We start from the raw sequence: 17309 nt of genomic DNA, 5'->3' as shown, positions 1-17309 counted from the left end.
GTAAATACTTCGCTCAATTTTACAACTTACACTTTAGGAATATTCCGAAATGAATTATTTTCACTATCAATACCCATAAATTCAGTAGTTAAGAAAAGACTTATGAGTTTTAAATCAAATGTTTAGGTCTTCTACGTTGATAAATTAAAAGTTTATCTTAGGATATTTTTCATAGAATTTCCAATATTCTTTTATAATTTGCAAGTAAGTTATTCATTGTGAATTTTTTGTTGTAAAAACAATTTACAAATTTTCAATCAAATGAACAACTTTATTATTTAATAATCAAAATGCAGAACAGGCTAAAAATATAAACTTTTAATAAAATCTCTAGAATAATTTTGAGGATGAGGAATTTTCAAATAATTGCAATTAACTAAAACTTTATTATAGAATAATATATCAATATCTATTAAACGATCAACGTAACTCTCATTTTCTTTGGGTTTAAAATAGATTCTTCCCATTTTTTGTTCAATATCTTTAATTTTTTTCAAAATCTCAAATGGAGAATAACTTGTATTAATTTCTATTTTTTGATTTAAGAATAAATTATCTGTAGTAAATCCTTCAGCCTTATTTTCAAGAATATTAGATTCTTTTTTTATATTACCTACCTCTTTGTTTATAAGGTTTTTAGCTGTTTCTAAATTATTTTTTTTGTCACCTAAGTTTGTACCAAGTAACAAAATGACTATATTTTGCGACATATAGAGCAAAAGTAATAATAAATTAAAAATGAAAAACTTTTTCGGGAGAGTATTCTCAACAATCATAGGAAATCTATTAACGATTAGTGTATTTGTAATACTTCTTATCGTTTTGATATTTGTTTCAGCATTATCTGCTCCAACAAAAAGTGTGAAAGATGGTTCTGTTTTAGAAATTTCGTTAGAAGATCCAATTATGGAAAGTGATATGGATCGTTCCGTTTCTATTTTTGATATGTCAGAAAGTCCAAATGTTTTTTTACAAGATATTATTTATTCAATTGAAGAAGCGAAGAATGATGATAAAATAAAAGGAATTAGTCTGAAATTGGATAAATTTTCTGGTGGAGCTACGCAAGCGACTGATATTCGTAATGCGTTAGAAGATTTTAAAAAATCTGGAAAATTTGTGTATTCATATTCTAATTCAGGAAGCCAGTTGTCATATTATATAAGTAGTGTATCTGATAAAATTTATCAAAATCCTTTGGGTGGAACTTTATTACAAGGTTTGAGTTCTAATATTATGTTCTTCAAAAATGTAGGAGATAAATATGGTGTAGATTTTCAGGTGATTCGTCACGGACAATTTAAGAGTGCTGTAGAGCCTTATATGAGAACAAATATGTCTGATGAGAATCGTTTGCAATTATCGGAATTATTGAATGATGTTTGGGGTAATGTTTCAACTTCGATTACAAAATCACGTAAAATTTCTCCTGAACAATTTACAACAGTAACAGATAGTTTGTATGCTTTCATTCCAGAAACAGGAAAAGAAAACAAGATTTATGATGTATTGGCTCAAGAAAATGAATATCAAAAAATGTTATTCTCAAAACTTGGTTTGAAAGAAGAAAAATCAAAAACTGATTTTGAAGTTCTTGATAAACATACTATAAAAATGGAAGATTATTTTGAGACCTTATCAAATAAATCTGAAAAAGATAAAATTGCAGTTTTGTATGCTTCAGGAACAATTACTGAAGGAGATGGTTTTGATGGTATTCAATCAAAAACTTATGTAGATGCGATTCGCAAAATCAGTCAAAATGATAAAATCAAAGCTTTAGTTTTACGTGTAAATTCTCCTGGAGGTAGTGCAAATGCTTCAGAAGAAATTTTATATGAATTGATGCAATTGAAAACGAAAATGCCAATTGTTGTGTCTTTTGGAGATGTTGCGGCGTCTGGTGGATATTATATCGCGCAAGCTTCTGACAAAATTTATGCGCAACCAAATACAATAACTGGGTCTATTGGTGTTTTTGGAATGATACCAAATGCTCAAAAATTATTCAATAATTTCGGATTAGATTTTGATGAAGTAAAAACGAATGCAAATGCAGATCAGTTAAAATCTTTGACGACACCATTATCACCAACAGCAAAAAATACGATGCAAAAATCAATTGTATTGATTTATGGAAAATTCGTAAATCACGTTGCGACGAATAGAAAATTAACATACGAGCAAGTTGATAAAATAGGTGAAGGACGTGTTTGGTCTGGAACTCGTGCAAAACAAATTGGTTTGGTAGATGATTTCGGAAGTTTAGATACAGCAATAAAAGAAGCCGCTAAATTGGCTAAAATCGAAAAATATTCGACAGAGAATTACCCAAAACGAAAAGATTCTTTCGAAGAATTTATGGATAATCTTCAAGGAAAAAATACCGAAGCAGCAATTGCAAAAGAATTAGGTTCGGACGGAATCCGAATTTACAAAGAAATAAAGATGATGAATGAACAAAAAGGTGTTCAAGTTAGGCTACCTTACGATATTCAAATTCAATAAAAATCATAAAAAAGGGTTAAAATATTTTTAACCCTTTTTTATTGTTAAAATCTTACTATTTTAGTAAAAATATTTAGATGATTAAAAAATTAAATTCTCTTTTATAATCATCTAAATTTATTATACTTTTGTACATTCATTTTTAATAATACTGAGACATAATCAACGATGGGATTATTTGATTTTTTCACGCAAGAAATTGCGATTGACCTGGGGACTGCTAACACTTTAATTATTCATAATAATAAAGTTGTAGTAGATAGTCCATCTATCGTCGCTATACATAGAAGAACAAATAAAGTTATTGCTGTTGGAGAACAAGCAAAACACATGCAAGGTAAAACGCATGATGATATAAAAACAATTCGTCCTTTAAAAGACGGAGTAATTGCAGATTTTGAAGCTTCAGAATTCATGTTGACAGAGTTCATCAAGAAAATTCCTGGAATTCAAGGGAAGTTATTTTCACCTTCATTACGAATGGTGATTTGTATTCCTTCTGGAATTACAGAAGTTGAGAAACGTGCTGTAAAAGATTCTTGTGCACGCGTTAACGCAAAAGATGTTCGTCTTATTTACGAACCAATGGCTGCTGCGATAGGTGTTGGAATTGATATCACTCAACCTAAAGGTAACATGATTATTGATATAGGTGGTGGTACTACAGAAATTGCCGTTGTTGCATTAGGTGGTATTGTTTGTGACAAATCTGTGAAAATTGCAGGTGATGTTTTTACAAATGATATTGCATATTACTTAAGAACCCATCATAATTTATATATCGGAGAAAGAACTGCTGAACGTGTTAAAATTGAAGTTGGAGCTGCTGTAGAAGAACTAGAGCATGCACCAGAGGATATGCCAGTACAAGGACGTGATTTGATTACAGGAAAACCAAAAGAAATTACTGTAAATTACCGCGAAATTGCACGTGCATTAGACAAATCAATTTTACGCATTGAAGATGGTGTAATGGAAACGTTATCTCAAACTCCTCCAGAATTAGCTGCTGATATTTACAACACTGGTATCTATATGGCTGGTGGTGGAGCTATGTTGAGAGGTTTAGATCAACGTATTTCTAAAAAAACAGGTTTACCAGTTTTCTTGGCTGATGATCCTTTACGTGCTGTTGTTCGTGGAACTGGTATTGCACTTAAAAATATTGATAAATTCACTTTCTTAATGAAATAGAAGAGTAAAGAGCAATGCAATATATTCTGAATGCGATTAGAAGAAATGGAATGCTATTAATTTTTGTCTTTTTAGAGTTAATTGCGTTGTTTCTTGTCTTTAAGAAAAATATTTATCACGAAACTATTCTTGCCTCTGCAAGCACATCGTTTACAGGTTATGTGGATGATAAAATTGCAAAGGTGACAAACTTTATTCATTTACCGAGTACCAATAAAGATTTGATGGACGAAAATGCCTTTTTGCGTGAGCAATTGGTGCATTTAGGTATTAAAGATGCGAAAACTAAAAAGTTTTACAAATCGGATACCTTAGGTTATCATCAAACGTATTCTTTTGTACCTGCAGAGATTGTAAATAACTCGATTATCAAAACGCAAAACCTTTTGACGATTGATAAAGGAACAAATGATGGAATAGAAAAAGGTGACGGAATCATTACAAATAATGGTGTAATTGGTATTGTAACTTTTGCTGGGAAAAATTATTCTCGTGCAATTTCGTTGTTAAACAAGGATATCAATATCAATGCACGTATCAAAGGAAATCAATATTTTGGGACAGTGAAATGGGATGGAAAAGATCCTCGTTTTGTCCAGTTATATGAAATTCCGAAATACATCGAAGTGAAAAAAGGAGATATTATCGAAACAGATGGTAAATCGCCAGTTTTCCCAGAAGGAATTATTATAGGTAAAGTTGTAAGCAAAGGAATTGATGAAACAGGAGAAATGAAAGTTCAAGTAAGATTGAAACAAGATTTCGCCAATTTAGCTCAAGCTTATGTGGTCACAAACCTTAATAAAGTTGAAATTCAACAAGTAGAAAAATCAGATACAATAACAAGTCCACAGAATGTTCAATAAAGATTTTTTAATCAATATTATCAAGATTATCGTTTTAGCTTTGTTACAAGTTTTTGTGTTTAATCACATTAACTTTTTAGGAAGTTATCAACCATATATCTATATTGTATTTGTATTATTTTATCCGCCTTATCAAAATAAATATGCCTTACTAATCTTATCATTTATGTTAGGATTAATGATAGATATTTTCGAATACACAGGAGGAATTCATGCTTTTGCATTAACACTTATCGCATTTCTTAGAAATCCAATCATCAAACTTTTGGCAGGAAAACAAGATTACGAAATGGAATTTTTCTCTTTCAATTCGTTCAGTTTTGCGCAATGGTTGTTTTATTTGATTATTCTAATTCTTGCACATCATATTATTTTATTACTTCTTGAGAATTTTAAACCATCAGGAATTGGATCTTTGATGCTAAAAGCATTAATCAGTTCGGGAATAACTTTTGTGTTTGTCTTTATTTATAAAATTTTATTTAAAAATAAAGTTGGAGTATGAAAAAGTTGATGGTTGTTTATGCACTCATCCTGTTTATAGTGTTTCTATTTATAGGACGTTTGGCGTATTTGCAATTATTTACAGATCGTTATACGTTAAATGCATTTAATACTTCGATCAAACAAGAAATTATTTATCCTAATCGTGGTGATATTCTTGATCGAAACGGAAAATTGTTGGTGAGTAACACATATTCGTACGAATTAGACGTTATTCCAGGGAAATTAATTGACAGTTATGGAGAATATATGAATGGTTTTGATAAACCTAAATTCTCTAAAATGATTGGAATTTCAACACAACAATTTGATTCGATTTTAGATAAAATTGTTACCGCAAAAGATTACAAAAAATTATCTCCATACCCTTTTTTAAAGAATATTTCGCGCGAGAATTTTGCTCGTATGCAAGAGCAATTGTATTTGTATCCAGCGTTTAGTATCATTAAACGTCCTGAACGTAAATACATGGTAAATTCTGCCGGAAATATACTGGGCTATATAAATGAAGCCAATCAAGCATATATCAAAACAGATTCAACCTATTATCAACCTGGAGATTTGGTTGGTATTGCCGGTGTTGAGAAATCGTATGAAAAAGATTTGCGAGGAATAAAAGGTGTAAAAAACTGGATTGTAGATCGAACAATGAATGTTGTGGGTCCATATAAAAACGGAGATTATGATCGACCTGTAAAAAGTGGGAAAACAGTTCATTTGACAATTGATTATCGTTTGCAAGAATTGGCGGAACAAATGCTTCAAAATAAGCGTGGAGCAATTGTCGCTCTTGATCCTAATAATGGTGAAATTTTGGCTTTAGCATCTGCGCCAACAATTAATCCAAATGATTATTTGAATACAAAGTTGAGAAGTGCATTAATTAATGATTCAATTTCTCGTCCAACTTATGATAGAGCTTTACAAGGAACTTATCCTCCTGGTTCTACATTCAAAATGGTAACGGCTTTGGCAGGTTTACAAATGGGAACGATGACAGAAAAGACAACATATGTTTGTAAACATGGTTATCGTTATGGACGTATGCATATTGGTTGTCACTGTGGAATGTATTATACGCCGCAAGGTTTAGAACATGCAATTGGAAAATCATGTAATAATTATTTTTCTGAAGCTTATCGTGATATTGTTCGTAAAGATCCAAATGATTATAGTGTCGGAATTAACGAATGGGCTTCCATTTTGAATAGTTTCGGATTAGGAAAATTTATGGGAACAGATTTACCTGTTGGTAGCAAAGGTCTTATTCCGACAGCTGAGTTTTACGACAATCGCTTTGGAGAAGGTGTTTGGAATCCTTACCGTATTATTTTCAATGGTATGGGACAAGGAGATATTAATACAACTCCGCTGCAAATGGCAAATTATACAGCAATTATTGCCAACAAAGGATTTTTCTATACACCGCATATTGTACATAGTATTGATGGGAAACCATTGACGGATTCTACCTATATGGTGAAAAAAAATACATTGGTTGATCCAAAACATTTTGACATCATTCAACGCGGAATGCGTAATGTATTTACAATGGGTACAGCTCGTAGTTTTGATACAAGTTCTTTTTTACAATTTGGTAAAACTGGAACTTCTCAGAACTCTCATGGACAAGATCACTCATTGTTTGTATTGTTTGCTCCAGCAGATAAACCAAAAATTGCGATTGCTGCAATTGTAGAGAATGGTTCTTGGGGTACAACTTATGCTGGACCAATGGCGAGTTTGATTGCTGAATTGTATGTAACAGATACAATAAAACGACCTGCGTTAGTACAACGTATGAAAAATGGTAATCTACAAGGCGAATATCGTCGTCAATGGATAGATTATCTAAAAAGAAAAGGATTATACGTAGAACCTGTAAAAAAGGATTCTATCGGAAATAAAATAGATAGTTTAAAATTTAAAAAAGATTCAACAAAACTAAAACATGAGCCAAAGCAGATTACTAAAAGGAATTGATTGGATTGTACTGATCCTAGGGTTTCTGATAGTAACTTTCGGGATTATGAATGTATATAGTGTCAATCCAGATTTAGGTGTAAAACAGTTAATTTGGTTTGGACTTGGAATGGTGATGATATTGATTTTGATAATTGCGAGTGGAAACAACCGTAATTTTTTCGAAATTTATAGTCCTGTCTTTTATATCATTTCCCTCGTTTTACTCGTCGGAGTTTTGATTGTTGGAAAGGAAATTAATGGAGCAAAAGCGTGGTATCGTTTTGGACCTCTGAGTTTGCAACCAGCCGAATTTGCGAAGATTGGTACAGCTTTGTTGATTGCTAATTTTATCAATCATTCAAACGCAAATCTAAAAGACTTAGGTTTTATAGGAAAAATATTGTTGATTATCGCAATACCAGTAGTTTTAATTCTTTTACAACCCGATTTAGGTTCAGTAATTATTTTCTGTTCATTAAGTATTGCCTTGTACAGAGAAGGACTTAATCCATGGATAATTTTAGCGCCAATCATATTATTAATCATTTTCTTGATTTCGATTGTACAAATTCCTTTTTACGTTTTATTAGTTTTTGGATTTATAATTCTTACAATAGCTTTATTAATTTTAGCTTTCAATTATAATCAGAATGTAGTTGATGCGATGCATGGTGTTTTAATCGGTTTATCAATTTTCTTTTTATTATTGATTGGAATTTGTTATTTGGTTGAAGATTTATCAGAAACAACAAGAGAATCTTTCGGGCATTTGTTCCCAATGCGTTCCTTATTTTTCTCAGAGCCGATATTTTTTAATACAACTTTCTTTGGTTTAATAGGATTCTTTATATCAATTATTCCAGTTTTAATTTTAAAATTAACCGAACAAAAAGAAATTAATGATTCACCATTCAAAACACAATCTGGATTAGCTGCAAATGTTCTGAATTTTAGTATTATTGTGTCTGTTGTGTTGTTATTATTTGCAAGTACGGTTAGTTTTATTTCTCCGATCATTTTTGAGAAATTACCTAAACACCAAAAAGAGCGTGTGATGGTTTTGTATGAAGGAGAAGCAAAATACCGCGATACTTCGGGATATAATTTATTGTATGCAAAAACAGCGATTGGTTCGGGCGAACTATATGGAAAAGGTTACAATCAAGGAACTATTAAAAAAGGAAGGTTTGTACCAGAACAACAAACCGATTACATTTTTACAACAGTAGGAGAAGAGTGGGGATTCATTGGTAGTACAGCCTTGGTGATTGTTTATGCAGTTTTCGTAGGACGATTATTTTTCTTAGCCGAAATCCAAAAAAATAGATTTGCTCGATTTTACGGATATGCAGTTGCGTCAATTTTATTTTTTCACTTCTTTATCAATATCGCAATGGTGATTGGGCTTTTCCCAACAGTTGGTATTCCGTTACCGTTTTTCAGCTACGGAGGAAGTTCGTTGTGGGGATTCACTATTTTGATCGGAATTTTCCTAATCATTCATTACAAGAACAGTCAAGGATTTATTTAGAAAATAATTCAATAAAATAAAAAAGCTACATTGAAAATCAATGTAGCTTTTTCGTTATTATTTCGATACTTCTAACTCAGAAATATGATGAATTTTCTTAATTAATTTATTGTCTTTATCAACCAAAATTAGAGTAGGGGTAGATTCTATTCCATATTCTGCCGCGATTGGCGAATCCCATCTCAAAAGATCAGTATAATTGTACCAAGGTAATTCTTTCGTAGCATTGTTAAAAGCTGTTTGGTCGTAGTCTAAAGAAATGGCAACAATTTCTCCACCTTTTGCTTTAAAATTCTTGTAAAACTCTTTAATGTGCGGGATTTCTTGTTGACAAGCAGGGCACCAAGAAGCCCAGAAAACAATTAATTTTTGATCTGCTTTGATATCATACAATGATTTTTTTCCATTAACAGGTTGAGGAAAAGTGATATTAGGAATTTTACTTCCCACTTGTATAGAAGCGCTTTGTCCCACTTTCTTTTTCAATTGATCTGTTACGTTAGAAGTCAAACCTTTTACTTTATCTACGTATTTTTTATGAAAATTTGCATATTCTTTTTCAGGAACAAAGTTTAAGATCGTTGTCAAAACATTTTGACCTCTTGTTGTTTTGATATCTGTTTTAGCCAAAATTTCGTCTGTAGCAGCAATTAAATTCACTTCTACATCTTGATTGTTAGCAGCAGCTAATTTTCCGTTAATATAAGCAAAAACTAAATCATTAAATATTCCAGATTGCTCCAATCGTATATCATCTTTTACAAAATGATTCACAATTTCATTTAGCGTTTCAGCATCTTTATTTGTTTGAGCTTTTTGTTTCAAATCATTCAACTCATTAATATAGGTAATTAATGGCGAAAAATTTTCGTTACGTTTCAACTCTTTTATACGCTTATCTTCTTTTACCATTGCTGTATAAAATTCATCAGTTGGTTTATACATTTGCATTAAATAAGGAAAAACCTGGTTCTGAATTTCATTTAATGGTTGAAGTGCTAAAACTTTATTGTATTCCTTTTGTGTATTTCCCTCAAAAATTTCAAGTTTAGTAGATATTTCTTGCCCACTAACCGTTTTGAATTTTAGATTTTTGTTATCAGTTAATAACGAAAGATTTTCACCTGTTGGCAAATCAATACGTACAAAACCATTGTATGCTTTCGGAACTTTTACAGAGAAATTTCCATTGTTGTCAGTAATCGCATTGTTGATTAATTTCATTTCGGCATTCTCGAAAATCTTAACCAAAACAGGTTTGTTAGCATAATTTTCTATTTGTCCAGAAACGTTAAACTGTCCAAAAACAGAACTTCCTAAAACAACAAGCGGTAGTATAAATTTATTTTTCATAGTTTGTTTGATATAATAAAAAAACCTCAATCGAATAGATTGAGGTTTAAAAGTATGAATTTATTTTTTAATAATTTGTCTTTGTCTGTAGGAAAAATAGCCTGCAATTGTTACAGCTGTAACAATTAAAAAAGGTGCATAATCATGAATAGATACTTTTCTAATACCATCCCTATTTCCTGTATTATCTCCGTTCATATTACAATTTTTCCAATCTGAATAAAGGATTTGTAGGTTGGGCGTTAACAGATACATTAATAATGAAAACAAATAAAAAAAACAAGTTAATTTTCAATAATTTTTTCATGGCTAGTTTTATTTGTTAATGGTTTTCTTCGTTAAAGTTTCACCATCTTAATATACAATCTTAACCAAATATAAGGTTGGAATATTATTAATATTTAAATTATAATCTGTATTTGTAGAAATATTGTTTTATAAAATATTTGACGTCCAATTAAATTAAAAATTGAAATATTAGCAGTTGTATTACTTTGCTCAAATTTAACAAGATGACCTCCATTATTTCTATATAAATAGTAGCTTATTCAAATCATTTATATCTAGTGTTTTTGGTGATTGATTCCAATAGAATTCTAAGCGATTATTAATTTTATCGTCAGCTATCTTTTATATATTTATATTGTGTAGAATTACTATAGACCTAAGCAAGTGTGACTAAAGCAAGTAGATTCTTTTTCATAAATTATGTTATTTTTGGTATGTTTCTATTAAATTAAATAATAATTTTATTACAAATATAAAAATATTTATTAATAAGTTACTATTCAACAGATTATATTATAACTTTTTCTGGTAAATCTTTAATGTTATACATTAAATCAGTAAAGATTTCTTCCGTAACTGCTCGTAATCCTCGAGCTCCTAAACCCAATTCATTGGCACGGTCTACAATTTTATTTAGGGTTTCGTCCGTCACTACAAGCTCTTTTCCATCTAAGGCAAAAAGTTTTGTATATTGTTTCATCAGAGAGTTTTTTGGTTCTGTCAAAATAGCTTTCATCGCTTCTTTATCTAATGCTTTAAGATAAGTAATAATTGGTAAACGTCCAATTAATTCTGGAATGATACCAAAGTTTTTCAAATCTTGTGCATTTACTTCATCCAAAAGATTTTCTATTTCTTTGTGATCTTCGTTCTTGAAACCAATTACGTGTTTCTTCAAACGATCTGCGATGTGTTTTTCTATTCCAGAAAAAGCTCCGCCAGCCACAAATAAAATATCTTTTGTATTAACTTCTATAAATTTTTGATCAGGATGCTTACGTCCCCCTTTTGGTGGCACGTTAACAATAGTTCCTTCTAAAATTTTAAGCAAAGCTTGTTGTACACCTTCTCCAGAAACATCACGTGTAATAGATGGATTGTCACTTTTACGTGCAATTTTATCTATTTCATCAATAAATACGATTCCTTTTTCGGCAAGCTCTACATTATAATCAGCAGATTGTAAAAGACGCGTCAAAATACTTTCTACATCTTCTCCTACATATCCAGCTTCTGTAAGTACAGTTGCATCAACTATTGCAAACGGAACATTTAATAACTTAGCAATTGTTTTAGCTAATAATGTTTTTCCACTTCCTGTTTCTCCAACTAAAATAACGTTCGATTTATCAATCTCTACATCATTTTCTTTGTCTAGTAATATTCTTTTGTAATGGTTGTATACGGCAACCGACAATATTTTTTTTGCCTGGTCTTGACCAATCACGTAATCATCTAAAAACTCTTTAATTTCTTTCGGAGATTTTAGCGTTAATGGTTTTATCAAATCGTTATTTTCGTTAAATTTCGATTCTTCTAAAACTATACCATGAGCTTGTTCTATGCAATTATCACAAATATTACCGTCGATTCCAGACACTAAAATATTTACTTCGTTTCTGCTTTTTCCGCAAAAAGAGCACTTATTTTCTTCCAATTTTCTATACTTAATTAAGATGCAAAGGTATTTATTTTCTTTTAGATAGAAAATATTTATTTGTTAATTTCTATCAGTATAAATTATGGTAAAATAAAGGATGAAGTTATCTTATTTTAGATTATTGTTTTTTTTTATTTCATTCTTATTGTTTTACAAAATTTTAAGTATTTGTAAACGAAAAAAAGGATACTCAAAATTTTGAGTATCCTTTTTTTGTATTTTTATTGAATTTAAAATTATTTACGAGGCAATAAAACTTCGTCAATCATTCCATATTCTTTTGCTTCTTGTGAAGTCATCCAGTAATCACGTTCACCATCTTTTTCGATTTGCTCGAAAGTTTGACCAGAATGAGTTGCAAGAATGTCGTATAATTCTTTTTTTAATTTCAAGATTTCCTTCAATGTAATTTCCATATCAGTTGCTTGTCCTTGAGCACCTCCTAAAGGTTGATGAATCATCACGCGAGAATGTTTAAGTGCTGAACGTTTTCCTGCTGCACCTGCACATAATAAAACTGCTCCCATAGAAGCTGCCATTCCTGTACAAATTGTTGCAACATCTGGTTTTACTAACTGCATTGTGTCGTAAATTCCTAATCCTGCATAAACACCACCACCTGGTGAGTTAACATAAATCTGAATGTCTTTTGTCGCATCCACACTTTCTAAGAACAATAATTGCGCTTGAATAATATTGGCAATTTGATCATCGATTCCTGTTCCTAAAAAGATGATTCTGTCCATCATCAAACGAGAGAAAACGTCCATTTGTGCAACGTTCAATTTTCTTTCTTCAACGATGTAAGGCGTTGTATTTTGGATGTAACTCTCCATATGTAAAGAGCTAATTCCTTTGTCTAACAGCGCATATTTTTTAAATTCTTCTCCTACGTTTTTCATTATTAAATTTAGATTTTAAATGAAAGGTATAAAGAATTTTTTAGAAGTGATTAAGCTTCTGCTAATTCTTTATTTTTTTCTGTAATAATGTCAACAAACTCGTCAAATGTTACTTCTTTCTCGTTCAATTTTACATTGTTTTTGAAGATGTCTAACATTTTGTCTGTAAACACTTGGTATGATAAACGGTTGTATTCTTCTTGATTCTGTAAAGCAGACATTGCAATTTGTTGTAATGTTTCTTCTGGAATAGAAGTTTGACCGTACATTTTTAATTGATCTTTGATTGCAGCAAAAGCAGCTTCTTTTACTTCCTCAGCATTTACTTCTACATTGTTAACTTCAGCAATTTTAGCTTCGATTAATTGGTAACGTAAACCTTTGTCCATTTTTACCAATTGTTCTTTAGCTTGCTCTTCAGAAGTTACATTTTCATTAGAAGTAATTAACCATTTCGTTAAAAATTCTGTTGGTAAATCAAATTGAACTGTATCTAATAATTTAGCTACAACATCATTGATAATTTGTTTGTCAGATTCTTTGTTGTACATGTTTTCTGACTCTTCTTTGATTTTGTTACGGAAAGCTTCTTCTGAATCCACAGCTCCTTCTCCATAAACTTTATCAAATAATTCTTGGTTAACTTCAGCTTTTTCAGCTTTGTTAATTTCTTTGATTGTATAAGTAACATTAGTTCCTTCTTCAGAAACTTCTGTATTCAATTGTTGTGCAGCTTCTTCAGCAGTATCAAAAATATCATTAGAATTTACTTCTACAACATCACCAGATTTTTTACCAATAAATGCAGAAGCATCTTTCAATTCTTCTAAACGGATAAATGTTTGTTTAGCTTCTTGTCCTTCTACAGCAGCTTCTACTTTCAAAACAGCTTCAGCTTCAGCTTCAGTTAAAGATTTTAATGATCCAAAACGAGCAGCGAAATTATCTACATATTTTTGGATTTCGTCGTCAGCAACTTTTACTTTGTAGCTTTCAACTTCTACTTTAGATAAATCAACATCAAATTCTGGAGCTAATCCTAATTCGAAATCAAATGATAATTGATCAGCATCCCAATCAACATCTTTCATTACTGGAACTGGATTTCCTAAGATTGATAATTTTTCTACGTTGATGTATTCAGATACACTTTTTTGTAAAATTTCGTTAACTGTATCAAAAATAACAGCTTGTTCGTATTGTTTTTTTACAAAACTCATTGGAACTTGTCCTTTACGGAAACCTTTAATGTTAGCTGTTTTTCTGTATTGGTTTAATACATCAACTACTTTTTCTTGATAATCTGCCTTATCAACAGTTACAGTTAATACTGCGTTTAATTTGTCTGTTGTATTTTTAGTAATATTCATCTACCTTAAATTTGGAGTGCAAATGTATAAATTATTAATGATTTTTAATAGTAAAAAGTAATATTACAATCAATTCATTCACTATAAATTAACAATTCGGATGGAATCTTATCAAATACTTGAGATTTTGATTTTAGATGGAATGATTGAATTGATTATTTACTACTTTTCTGAGGTGATATTTTCAACAATTAAGCCATTTGATTTTTGCTGACACAATGACATAAAAAAAATCCAGAATATACGTTCTGGATTTTCAATATTTCGAAAATTTAATTTCTTATAATTCTCCGTAATTTGCGTAAGATTCGTCAAAAACAAAATCCTCCATAAATTTAGTTGTGTAATTACCCGCGATAAAATCTGGATTATCCATCAACTGTAAGTGAAAAGGAATCGTTGTTTTGATACCTTCGATATAAAATTCCCCTAACGCACGTTTCATTTTTGCTATTGCTTCTTCACGCGTTTGTGCAGTAACAATGATTTTTGCAATCATAGAATCGTAATTTGGTGGAATTGTATATCCAGCATAAACGTGTGTATCAACACGAACACCGTTACCACCAGGAATATTAATATTTGTAATTTTCCCTGGAGAAGGGCGGAAGTCGTTATAAGGATCTTCTGCATTGATACGACACTCGATAGAATGTCCGTTTGGATAATAGTTTTGACCAGAGATTGGCTCACCATCCGCTAACATAATTTGTTCACGAATTAAATCGAAACCTGTTACTTGCTCAGTAATTGGATGCTCTACTTGGATACGAGTATTCATTTCCATAAAGTAGAAATCTCCGTGTTTGTCAACTAAGAATTCAATTGTGCCAACACCTTCATAACCGATATATTCACAAGCTTTAACTGCTGCATCTCCCATACGTTGACGTAATTCGTCTGTCATGATTGGAGAAGGGGTTTCTTCTGCTAATTTTTGATTACGACGTTGAATAGAACAGTCACGTTCTGATAAGTGACAAGCTTTACCGTTTTGGTCACTTGCAACTTGAATCTCGATATGACGTGGTTCTTCGATTAATTTTTCCATATACATTCCGTCGTTACCAAAAGCTGCAGCAGCTTCTGTACGAGCAGATTCCCATGCGTGTAATAAATCTTCTTCTTTCCAAATTGCACGCATACCTTTACCACCACCACCGGCAGTAGCTTTCATCATAACTGGGTATTTAATTTCGCGCGCAACTTCTAAGGCTTGCTCATAGCTTTCTAATAAACCATCAGAACCTGGTACTACAGGAACACCAGCTTCTTTCATAGTAGCTTTCGCATTGGCTTTATCTCCCATACGCTCGATATTTTCTGCAGAAGCACCGATGAATTTGATTCCGTTAGAAGCACAGATTTTAGAAAAAGTTGAGTTTTCAGATAAAAACCCGTAACCTGGGTGAATAGCATCCGCGTCAGTAATTTCTGCAGCCGCGATGATGTTAGCCATTTTTAGGTACGAATCTTTACTTGGAGCAGGACCAATACACACAGCTTCGTCAGCGAAACGTACGTGTAATGAAGTCTCGTCTGCTTTAGAGTAAACGGCAACCGTTTTGATTCCCATTTCTTTTGCAGTACGTATAATACGCATTGCAATTTCACCTCTATTAGCGATTAATATCTTTTTAAACATAATTTTTTAGATGTAATTGATTAAGCTGGATCAACTAAGAATAATGGTTGATCGTACTCAACTGGATTAGCGTCGTCCACTAAGATTTTTACAATTTTTCCAGAAACTTCTGATTCGATTTCGTTGAATAGCTTCATTGCTTCAACAATACATAAAACTTTACCTGGAGCAATAGCATCACCTACATTAATAAAAGGTTCTTTACCTGGTCCTGCAGCACGGTAGAAAGTACCAATCATAGGAGATTTAACTGTAATTAAATTACTATTTTCTTCTTCTGTTGATGTTGTAGAGTTATTTGCTGGTGCAGCTGCTGACGCTTGAGGAGCGGCAATTGGAGCTACAGGAGCTTGTGGTACATAAATTTGTTGAGATGCAACTTGTGCAGGTACGCTTGCTAAAGTTTTGATTTTGATTTCGATGTCATCTTGTTTGATGCTTACTTCAGCAACTTCTGCTTTTGATACGAATCTAATTAAATTTTGAATGTCTTTAATGTCCATATAATGCGGTTTTTTATTTGACCTTTTATGTTTGTTTTTTATAAAACGATTTCAAAGGTATTGAAAAAAAAATAAAAAAAGCTGTTTCTTTTTAGAAACAGCTTCAAAATCTTTCGAAGATTATATTATTCAGTAACTTCTTGTACTTTCTCTAATACTACTTTACCTTTGTAGTATAATTTTCCGTCAGACCAGTGAGCTCTGTGATATAAATGTGCTTCACCTGTTGTTTTATCGATTGCTAATTGTGGAGCTTCGATTTTGTAGTGTGTTCTACGTTTATCTCTTCTTGTTGACGACTGTCTTCTCTTAGGATGTGCCATATCTAACTACTTTTTTTCTTTATTTCTATAATTTATTTTAATAATAAAAACCAATTAAGGTTTCAAATCTTTCAATTTTGCCCAACGAGGATCAATGTCGTTATTATCGTCATCGTCATCATTGTTGTTTTCATCGTTATGCTCGTCTTCTGCATCTTCGTCTAATTCGTAAATGCTGTATTGGTCTAACAATTCTATCATTTCAGAATCGCTTTTGCCATTCAAGACATCTGGATGAATTCGTTTTGTTGGTACTGATAGCATTGCCAATTCATAAAGAACTTGCGCAACGTTGATTTGGTATTCCTCTCTTGGAATTACCCACATTTCAAAATCAGTATCGTCAAACTCGTCGCCAAATTTAACAATTAATTCTGCATTATTTGAAATTTCTTGTTGAAACAATTCTCCAGTCAAATCACAAGGGACTGTAATGTCTCCTTTTAAGCTGATTTCTAACTCAAGCATTGTCGATTTTTTATCTAAAATAATTGTTGCAATTAAATTAGGATTGTCAAAATCTTGCTCAATTTCAAATAAATCAAAGAACGATTGTGATAATTCGAATGTAAAATCACTCTTACCAAAAGGCAAGCTTGTAAATACAATATTATAATTTTTTAACTTGTCCATACCACAAAAAGGTGTGCAAAGATAATCTAATTTATTTAAAATTAATAGCTCTTTGCAACTTATT

16 protein-coding genes and 1 pseudogene are annotated in these 17309 nt (G+C 31.4%); 6 read left to right on the top strand and 11 right to left on the bottom strand.

The window, feature by feature from the left end; translation table 11 throughout:
- Positions 1 to 166 (bottom strand): annotated as a pseudogene (locus B4G36_RS14070) (IS982 family transposase); the annotation flags it as partial.
- A gap of 136 nt (positions 167 to 302) precedes the next feature.
- On the bottom strand, positions 303 to 776 hold the full coding sequence (gene folK, locus B4G36_RS07160) for a 2-amino-4-hydroxy-6-hydroxymethyldihydropteridine diphosphokinase (RefSeq protein WP_291063002.1): 474 nt from the start codon (positions 774 to 776) through the stop codon (positions 303 to 305).
- A gap of 46 nt (positions 777 to 822) precedes the next feature.
- Here folK and sppA point away from each other — a divergent pair, with 46 nt between their 5' ends.
- The 6 genes from sppA to rodA all read left to right on the top strand — a co-directional run bounded on the left by sppA (position 823) and on the right by rodA (position 8568).
- Positions 823 to 2508: a signal peptide peptidase SppA gene (gene sppA, locus B4G36_RS07155; RefSeq protein ID WP_291063000.1), complete on the top strand. Its 1686-nt coding sequence runs from the start codon at positions 823 to 825 to the stop codon at positions 2506 to 2508.
- A 168-nt stretch (positions 2509 to 2676) separates the two neighbouring features.
- On the top strand, positions 2677 to 3702 hold the full coding sequence (locus B4G36_RS07150; RefSeq protein ID WP_019975837.1) for a rod shape-determining protein: 1026 nt from the start codon (positions 2677 to 2679) through the stop codon (positions 3700 to 3702).
- Between the two features lie 14 nt (positions 3703 to 3716).
- The gene (gene mreC / locus B4G36_RS07145; RefSeq protein ID WP_291062998.1) at positions 3717 to 4568 is read left to right on the top strand and encodes a rod shape-determining protein MreC; all 852 of its coding nucleotides are present in this window, start codon (positions 3717 to 3719) and stop codon (positions 4566 to 4568) included.
- Complete coding sequence (gene mreD, locus B4G36_RS07140; protein ID WP_291062996.1) at positions 4558 to 5073, top strand: rod shape-determining protein MreD; 516 nt, start codon at positions 4558 to 4560, stop codon at positions 5071 to 5073. The genes mreC and mreD overlap by 11 nt, the downstream gene beginning before the upstream one ends.
- The gene (locus B4G36_RS07135; RefSeq protein ID WP_291062994.1) at positions 5070 to 7055 is read left to right on the top strand and encodes a peptidoglycan D,D-transpeptidase FtsI family protein; all 1986 of its coding nucleotides are present in this window, start codon (positions 5070 to 5072) and stop codon (positions 7053 to 7055) included. The genes mreD and B4G36_RS07135 overlap by 4 nt, the downstream gene beginning before the upstream one ends.
- A complete protein-coding gene (gene rodA / locus B4G36_RS07130; protein ID WP_291062992.1) occupies positions 7024 to 8568 on the top strand; it encodes a rod shape-determining protein RodA in 1545 nt (514 codons plus the stop codon). Before B4G36_RS07135 ends, rodA begins: the two co-directional genes overlap by 32 nt.
- A gap of 57 nt (positions 8569 to 8625) precedes the next feature.
- Here rodA and B4G36_RS07125 read toward each other — a convergent pair whose 3' ends face one another.
- The 9 genes from B4G36_RS07125 to B4G36_RS07085 form a co-directional block, all read right to left on the bottom strand.
- Complete coding sequence (locus B4G36_RS07125) at positions 8626 to 9921, bottom strand: TlpA family protein disulfide reductase (RefSeq protein ID WP_291062990.1); 1296 nt, start codon at positions 9919 to 9921, stop codon at positions 8626 to 8628.
- 60 nt (positions 9922 to 9981) lie between these two features.
- Complete coding sequence (locus B4G36_RS07120; protein ID WP_291062988.1) at positions 9982 to 10119, bottom strand: hypothetical protein; 138 nt, start codon at positions 10117 to 10119, stop codon at positions 9982 to 9984.
- A 598-nt stretch (positions 10120 to 10717) separates the two neighbouring features.
- Complete coding sequence (clpX, locus tag B4G36_RS07115; RefSeq protein WP_221854332.1) at positions 10718 to 11866, bottom strand: ATP-dependent Clp protease ATP-binding subunit ClpX; 1149 nt, start codon at positions 11864 to 11866, stop codon at positions 10718 to 10720.
- Between the two features lie 239 nt (positions 11867 to 12105).
- Positions 12106 to 12771 (bottom strand): ATP-dependent Clp endopeptidase proteolytic subunit ClpP, encoded by a 666-nt coding sequence (gene clpP, locus B4G36_RS07110; RefSeq protein ID WP_038331995.1) that lies wholly within the window; start codon positions 12769 to 12771, stop codon positions 12106 to 12108.
- 50 nt (positions 12772 to 12821) lie between these two features.
- Positions 12822 to 14141, bottom strand: a complete 1320-nt coding sequence (locus tag B4G36_RS07105) for a trigger factor (protein WP_291062985.1) — start codon at positions 14139 to 14141, stop codon at positions 12822 to 12824.
- A gap of 280 nt (positions 14142 to 14421) precedes the next feature.
- The gene (gene accC / locus B4G36_RS07100; protein WP_221854334.1) at positions 14422 to 15786 is read right to left on the bottom strand and encodes an acetyl-CoA carboxylase biotin carboxylase subunit; all 1365 of its coding nucleotides are present in this window, start codon (positions 15784 to 15786) and stop codon (positions 14422 to 14424) included.
- 20 nt (positions 15787 to 15806) lie between these two features.
- Complete coding sequence (gene accB, locus B4G36_RS07095; RefSeq protein WP_291062983.1) at positions 15807 to 16289, bottom strand: acetyl-CoA carboxylase biotin carboxyl carrier protein; 483 nt, start codon at positions 16287 to 16289, stop codon at positions 15807 to 15809.
- 125 nt (positions 16290 to 16414) lie between these two features.
- Entirely contained in the window at positions 16415 to 16612 is a 198-nt protein-coding gene (gene rpmF, locus B4G36_RS07090; RefSeq protein ID WP_019975824.1) for a 50S ribosomal protein L32, read from the bottom strand.
- 54 nt (positions 16613 to 16666) lie between these two features.
- Positions 16667 to 17245 carry a YceD family protein gene (locus tag B4G36_RS07085; protein WP_291062981.1) on the bottom strand — a complete coding sequence of 193 codons (579 nt, stop codon included), beginning with the start codon at positions 17243 to 17245 and terminating at the stop codon, positions 16667 to 16669.
- Positions 17246 to 17309 lie beyond the last annotated feature (64 nt).

This window comes from Empedobacter sp. UBA3239, assembly GCF_002362875.1.
Lineage (GTDB): Bacteria > Bacteroidota > Bacteroidia > Flavobacteriales > Weeksellaceae > Empedobacter > Empedobacter falsenii_B.
Note: the sequence above shows the minus strand (reverse complement) of the source record. Positions and strands in the feature narration are given on the sequence as shown.